Source organism: Candidatus Villigracilis affinis, from assembly GCF_016705895.1.
Taxonomy (GTDB): Bacteria; Chloroflexota; Anaerolineae; order Anaerolineales; family Villigracilaceae; genus Villigracilis; species Villigracilis affinis.
In genome coordinates this window covers 55,375-61,617 of sequence record NZ_JADJKT010000031.1, presented here as the reverse complement: position 1 = coordinate 61,617, position 6,243 = coordinate 55,375, and the positions used below count along the sequence as shown (strand labels likewise).

At 50.4% G+C, this 6,243-nt stretch carries 6 protein-coding genes; 5 read left to right on the top strand and 1 reads right to left on the bottom strand.

Translation table 11 applies throughout. The features are described 5' to 3' along the window. Nucleotides 1-190: 190 nt before the first annotated feature. A complete protein-coding gene (locus IPI86_RS14740; RefSeq protein ID WP_345298766.1) occupies nt 191-652 on the bottom strand; it encodes a hypothetical protein in 462 nt (153 codons plus the stop codon). 83 nt (nt 653-735) lie between these two features. Here IPI86_RS14740 and IPI86_RS14735 point away from each other — a divergent pair, with 83 nt between their 5' ends. The 5 genes from IPI86_RS14735 to IPI86_RS14715 all read left to right on the top strand — a co-directional run bounded on the left by IPI86_RS14735 (nt 736) and on the right by IPI86_RS14715 (nt 6,108). After that, complete coding sequence (locus IPI86_RS14735) at nt 736-3,465, top strand: LuxR C-terminal-related transcriptional regulator (protein WP_345298765.1); 2,730 nt, start codon at nt 736-738, stop codon at nt 3,463-3,465. A 194-nt stretch (nt 3,466-3,659) separates the two neighbouring features. Further along, nucleotides 3,660-4,457, top strand: a complete 798-nt coding sequence (locus tag IPI86_RS14730) for a CPBP family intramembrane glutamic endopeptidase (RefSeq protein ID WP_345298764.1) — start codon at nt 3,660-3,662, stop codon at nt 4,455-4,457. A 192-nt stretch (nt 4,458-4,649) separates the two neighbouring features. Continuing rightward, a complete protein-coding gene (locus tag IPI86_RS14725; RefSeq protein ID WP_345298763.1) occupies nt 4,650-5,072 on the top strand; it encodes a hypothetical protein in 423 nt (140 codons plus the stop codon). A gap of 14 nt (nt 5,073-5,086) precedes the next feature. After that, nucleotides 5,087-5,287, top strand: a complete 201-nt coding sequence (locus IPI86_RS14720) for a hypothetical protein (RefSeq protein WP_345298762.1) — start codon at nt 5,087-5,089, stop codon at nt 5,285-5,287. 83 nt (nt 5,288-5,370) lie between these two features. Beyond that, a complete protein-coding gene (locus IPI86_RS14715) occupies nt 5,371-6,108 on the top strand; it encodes a hypothetical protein (RefSeq protein ID WP_345298761.1) in 738 nt (245 codons plus the stop codon). Nucleotides 6,109-6,243: the final 135 nt, after the last annotated feature.

Genomic DNA, 6,243 nt, shown 5'->3' with positions numbered 1-6,243 from the left:
ACTCAGTATCGGCTGGTCGGTGCAAATGTCAACGGGTATTCGAGCGCTCAACCCACGCAGCCCGGTTTGGAAGATGGCTATGTGTGGTTGATGAAAAGTACAGGTCAGGTTGTGATTGAAAGCTGATGACGCTATTTTGAGAGAGCCTTCACGGAAACGAACTGCCCAGTAATATCTGACGGTACACGCACTAACAGTTCATGCATGGAAAGATTGTTCCTTTTTTGAACTTATATGAATTTTGTTGATCGGCGGCGTCGCTCTGCAGGTTAACGGACACCAGCGGTATCCCCAGATCACGCACTTTGTGCAGTAACCCATATAAGGCGGGCTGATCAGGCACAGGTCCAGAGAGAAGCGTTTTTCCGTCTGCCTCCCGCGTAATTGACATCCCATCGAACCAGTCTGCCCATTGAGTATCTAAATGTCCTTCGATGCGTATCTCGTAGATTGGGGTCATTGCCTCGTGCCTTTGTATCAATACGCGTAAATATAACGGCAGGGGGCGCTGTCGTTTAGAACCGAAAGTATTGTTTTGAGTATTGTTTGGGGTGGTACCATCTTGGCCGCTATCAAAATGCAGTTGCGCGAATGATATCAGCCGATTTCCCCAATGCTTGTGGATTTCAACATGGTAAACTTCGTTGCTCACTCCCACAACCTTGTTGACCCCAGAGCGTAAGTATAGGCATCCCGGGTACGCAACACGGAAAAGCGTTTTGGAAAAGCCTATTTATGCCCAACACGATCATCAAAACAAAAATCAACCTCCCTGTACTCCGTCGTAATTTGGTGTTGCGCAAACGACTGCTTACCCTGTTGTCAGAAAAAATCAAGCAGGGGCATAAGCTGACCTTGATCTCCGCACCAGCAGGGTTTGGCAAGACCACTCTCGTGAGCGAGTGGATCGCTTCTGGTGAAATCCCTGCGGCGTGGATCTCACTGGATGAAAATGACAGTGACCCTTCGCGCTTCTTAACCTACCTGATAGCTGCTCTGCAAACCCTGATCTTTGGCGTCGGTGACGGTGTCTTGGCGGCGCTTCAATCGTCACAACCTGTTGCTGCCAAAGACCTGCTAACTACTCTGCTCAATGAACTATCTTCAATAGAAGATGGTTTCATTCTTGTCCTCGATGATTTTCACGCGATAGATTCCAAGGCTGTGGATGATCTGCTGGCATTTCTGGTGGACCACATGCCGCCGCAGATGCATCTGGTTATCACCACCCGCGAAGACCCATTCCTGCCGCTTGCCCGCTTGCGCGCCAGAAATCAGTTAACGGAGATTCGGGCTGCCGAATTACGCTTTACCCAAAGCGAAGCTGCTGATTTTCTCAATCAGGTTATGGGGTTGAATCTTTCTGCTGAAAATATAGCTGCGCTGGAAGCCCGCACCGAGGGCTGGGTGGCGGGGCTGCAACTGGCGGCATTATCCATGCAGGGCAAGGCAGATGCGACTGAATTTATCCATTCGTTTAGCGGAGCGAATCAATTTGTGCTCGATTATCTGCTGGAAGAAGTACTGCAAAAACAATCCGAATCCCTGCAAGGGTTTTTATTACGCACATCCATCCTGGACCGTTTGAGTGGCTCCTTGTGTGATGCCTTGTGGCAGGGGGAACAAAACTCAGCACAGGAGATATTGGAGCAGTTGGAACGCGCCAACCTCTTCGTCATTTCATTGGATGATGAACGGCGCTGGTATCGCTATCATCATCTTTTCCGTGACCTGCTTCGTCAGCGATTGAGTCAAAAACACAGCAAGGAAGAAATAGCACATATCCACATCCGCGCGAGTGAATGGTTTGAACAGAACGGCGATATTGGCGAGGCGTTCCACCATGCTGTCAGTGCCGCAGACTTTGACCGCGCCGCCAGATTGCTGGAAACAAGTTGGCAGGCGATGGATGAAAGCTTTCAGACGGGCACCTGGCTCGGGTGGGTGAACCAGCTTCCGTTAAGTGTGAGGCGGGTTCGTCCTGTGCTGTTAACGCAAATGGGTTGGGCGTACATGGATGCAGGCAATGCCGAAGCGAGCGAGGCCAGTTTGCGGGATGCAGAGACTTGTTTGAAGCGTCCGCTTGATGAACTGGTGATCGTGGAAGCCGAACAGTTCCGCACCCTGCCTGCGCGAATCGCATTCGCCCGCGCATACAATGCGCAAACGCAGAATCGTTTTGATGATGTGGTCAGATACGTCGAAACGGCGCTGGATATCATCCCGCATGAAGACCAGTACATGCAGGCGCAGGCATCGTCGATCTTAAGCACCACGTATTGGGCGAGCGGCGAGTTGGATAAGTCTTTCGAGTTAATGAGCAACTGGGTGAATGCAGCTCAGCAAGCGGGCAATATTGTGTTTGCGGTGGCGGCATCATTCGGCAAAGCGGATATTCTCATCACGCAGGGTCGCTTGCGTGATGCCATGCAGGTCTATCAAACGGCATTGAGTTTGGCAACGGAACATGGCGCAGAACAACACACAGCACACCATCATTTGGGGCTGGGCTTGCTGCATCACGAAATGGGGGAGGATGAACGCGCTGCGCATCATTTGCAAAAAGCATTCGAACTTGGCAGGCAGACCACCATCGCGGATTGGGCATATCGCAAGAGTTTGGCACAGGCATATTTGAAAGAATCTGAAGGCGATCACGATGCTGCGCTCGATCTGTTGGATGAAGCGCAGCGCTATTACGTCCGCACGCCTATTCCCAACCTGCGTCCCGTGGATGCGATGAAGGCGCGCATTTATCTCCAACAAGATCGTCTGGATAAAGCGCAAGCATGGGCCGCCAAGAGCGGGCTGTCTTTGCTTGAAACGCCCGATTATTTGCATGAATTCGAGCGGCTCACACTGGCTAAAATTGCGCTGGCTGAATATCAGCACGACCAGAACGAACAGCATATTCTTGATGTGTTGAAGTTGTTGGAAGGTCAATTAAAGTTGGCGCAGAAACAAAATCGTCTGCACAGCCAAATTGAGATTCTTGTTCTACAAGCCTTTGCCTTGCAAGCAAAGGGAGAGTCTGCTCAAGCGATTTCTTCATTGGAGAAAGCCCTGTCTCTTGCTGAACCAGAAGGCTACCTGCGCATTTTTGTGAATGAAGGCGAATTCTTGCGATTGTTGATTTTGGATGTACGATCTGCGATTGAAAAATCGCCATATTTTTTGTTTGGCTATGTGGAAAAACTTCTGGCTGAATTCCCTCAACCTACAGAGCTCCAAATCCAAAAATCCAAATTCGAAAATCCAAAACCTGAACTGATCGATCCCTTGAGCGATCGCGAACTTGAAGTGCTGCGCCTCATCGCACAGGGACTTTCCAACCAGGAGATCACCCAAAAACTGGTCGTCACGCTCAGCACGGTCAAGGGGCACAACCTGCGCATCTTCGCCAAACTGCAAGCCAAAAGCCGCACTGAAGCGGTGGCGCGCGCCCGCGAACTGGGCTTGCTCTAAACCCCAACAATACTCAAAACAATACTTTTGGTCCTAACGGCAGCACCTCCCTGCCGTTATATTCGTGCACGTTAAAGATGACCCAACTCTACGAAATTCGGATCGCAGGGCATGTGGATACTCAGTGACAGGACGGGTTCGACGGCTTGTCGCATAAGATTTCATTCGATTCCAGAAATAAATGGAGATAAAGCATGGAGTACAAAAATAACATTTCACTAATCCCCCAATACAGTTTGAGGGAAACCCTGTTGATTTGGGCTGCCGCCGCAATTCCTATGTGGATTTTAGGCTGGGGAGTATATCCTTTCCTCAGTTCAGGTCTTGGCGCAGTTGAGGCGCCGTTATTGCGCATCAAACTCCTCACCGGTGGTTTGATCTGGCAGTTCATCCTTTCTATGTGGATTCTATATCGTGAAGAGGGCAACCTGCGCTTTGAAACAATCCGCCGCCGTTTTTGGTTGAATCATCCTGTCTCGCCTAAAACAGGCCTGACGCAAAAAAGCCTATGGTGGTGGCTTGTCCCTTTGATCGTTCTGGTTGCCTTGCTTGAGATCGGATTGGGAGAATGGCTGGAATACTTTTGGGTGACCCTCTTTCCCTTTTTTGCCCAGCCTGCCGGGTATGACGCCACTACCTTGTTCACTCCTGAAATGCAAAAACAATGGATTGGGCAATGGAGCCTGTTAGGACTCTTTGCAACGCTTGCATTGTTCAACACATTCCTGGGGGAAGAATTTTTATTCCGTGGCGTATTGCTCCCCAAGATGAATGGTGCTTTTGGAAAATGGGATTGGGTTGCCAATGGCATTCTGTTCTCGTTCTACCATTTGCACCAACCTTGGGGCATTCTGGCGGGGCTGCCCGCCAACCTGATCTTTGCCTGGAGCGGAAAGAACTTCCGCAGCAACTGGTTCCCTATCATTTTGCATTCCGGGCAAAGCATTTACTTTTTATTTCTGATCCTGGGTCTTGTGCTTGGATTGGCATAGATTGGCGAAACGGCGGCGGGTTACCTGAGTTGGGTTTGCTCTACCCCAAAAAACAATACTCAAAACAATACTTTTGGTTCTAAACGACAGCCCTCCCTGTCAGTATATTTGTGTGCGTTGACGATGACTCACTTCTACGAAATTCGGATCGCAGGGCATCTGGATGCCCACTGGGCAGACTGGTTCGACGGCATGTCCATCACGCTGGAAGAGGATGGAACCACGCTTCTTTCTGGACCTGTGCCTGATCAGCCCGCCCTATATGGGTTGCTGCGAAAGGTACGTGACCTCGGTCTTCCACTCGTTTCGGTGAACCAGATAACAGTCACTTTGAGTCAACAAATTCTAAATAAAAAAAGGAGTAATACAAAAATGAATACAAACAACAAAGGAGCAATAAAAATGAATACAAACAACATGACCACTGAAATGGAAGACATCAAAGTCAGTTTGAAACTGAAGCTTGCAGCAATGTGGACGAGTTTCATGTTTCTCTACACCTATGTAGATCATTTCCACTTATATATGCCGGGCAAAATAGAAGAGATTCTGGCAGGAAAAGTATTTACATTTGACATTACCTATGTCTTTCTAATGGTAGCAATGTTTTTGTAGCAATTCCAGTTCTTATGATTTTCCTTTCTGTTGCCCTGCCGGTTAAAGTAAATCGTTGGACAAACATAATCGTGGCTACAATATTTATTCCTTATATGTTGTTTAATTTGACAGGAGTGGCTTGGTTGCATATGTATTTTGCCGCGGCTTTAGAAGTGATTCTTCTTTGTCTCATTATCCGTTATGCCTGGAAGTGGCCTAAACAGGAAAGTTAGCCCTAACAACAAAATCTAATAAATCAAGAGAAATTGAAATGACAAACCATACCGCTTCTAAATAAAAAAAGAGTAAAACAAAAATGAATACACAAAATCTATCAGAAGACATAAGTGTCAAAATGAGCGAAGCAGCAACACCAGCGATGGCTGTGGGGAGCCGGGTGTCCACGACGCGAATCGTCGGCGGCGTCGCGCTCGCCTACGCCGTGTCGGGGTTCGTTCAGAACGCGGTGTTTGGGGGCACTGGAGCGCCTGCCTACAGCGATCCGCTTGGTGTGGTCCTCGCCTACCACGCCGAGAACCGGGGCGCCTTTGCCATCATTTCAGGTCTGGAGACTGTGAACATGGTACTGCTCCTGGTGTTCGTCACGGCGCTACACGGGCTCGTGCAGCGCCGGGGCGGCGCAGGGGCGGACTGGTCGCGGCTCGCGGTAGCAGCCGGAGCGGCGTGCTCGACGTTATTCGCCCTCTTCATTGCCACGCAGATCGCGGTCGTGGTCGCCGCAAGCAGTCTGGCCGAGCCGAACCCGGCCTTCGCGCTGATGTGGCAGCTCCATGCCGCGGTCTTCGCGCTCGCGCTGCCCGCGCTCGGGGCGACCTTCATCGGCGCGGCGCTGGCCACCCACGCCAGCGGGTTGATACGGCCGTGGCAGCGGCTGTTCGGCATGGTGGGCGGCAGCTTGCTCATCTTGGCCGGGCCTGCAAACCTCGCCATCGCGGGTGGGTCGCCACTGATATTCGTCGGGGTTCTGGGCTACTTTTTGTGGTTCATCTGGCTCGTTGTCATCGGCATACGGCTCATCCGTGGACAGGGCTGACATCGCCCTATAGGTGGCGCTCGTTAAAGCGAAAGGAAGGAGGTTGCAATTGGGGCTGTTGTAGAAGTCGTCCTTCTTTTACTAATTATTCGTTACGCATGGAAGTGGCATAAACAGGAAAGTTAGCCCTAACAA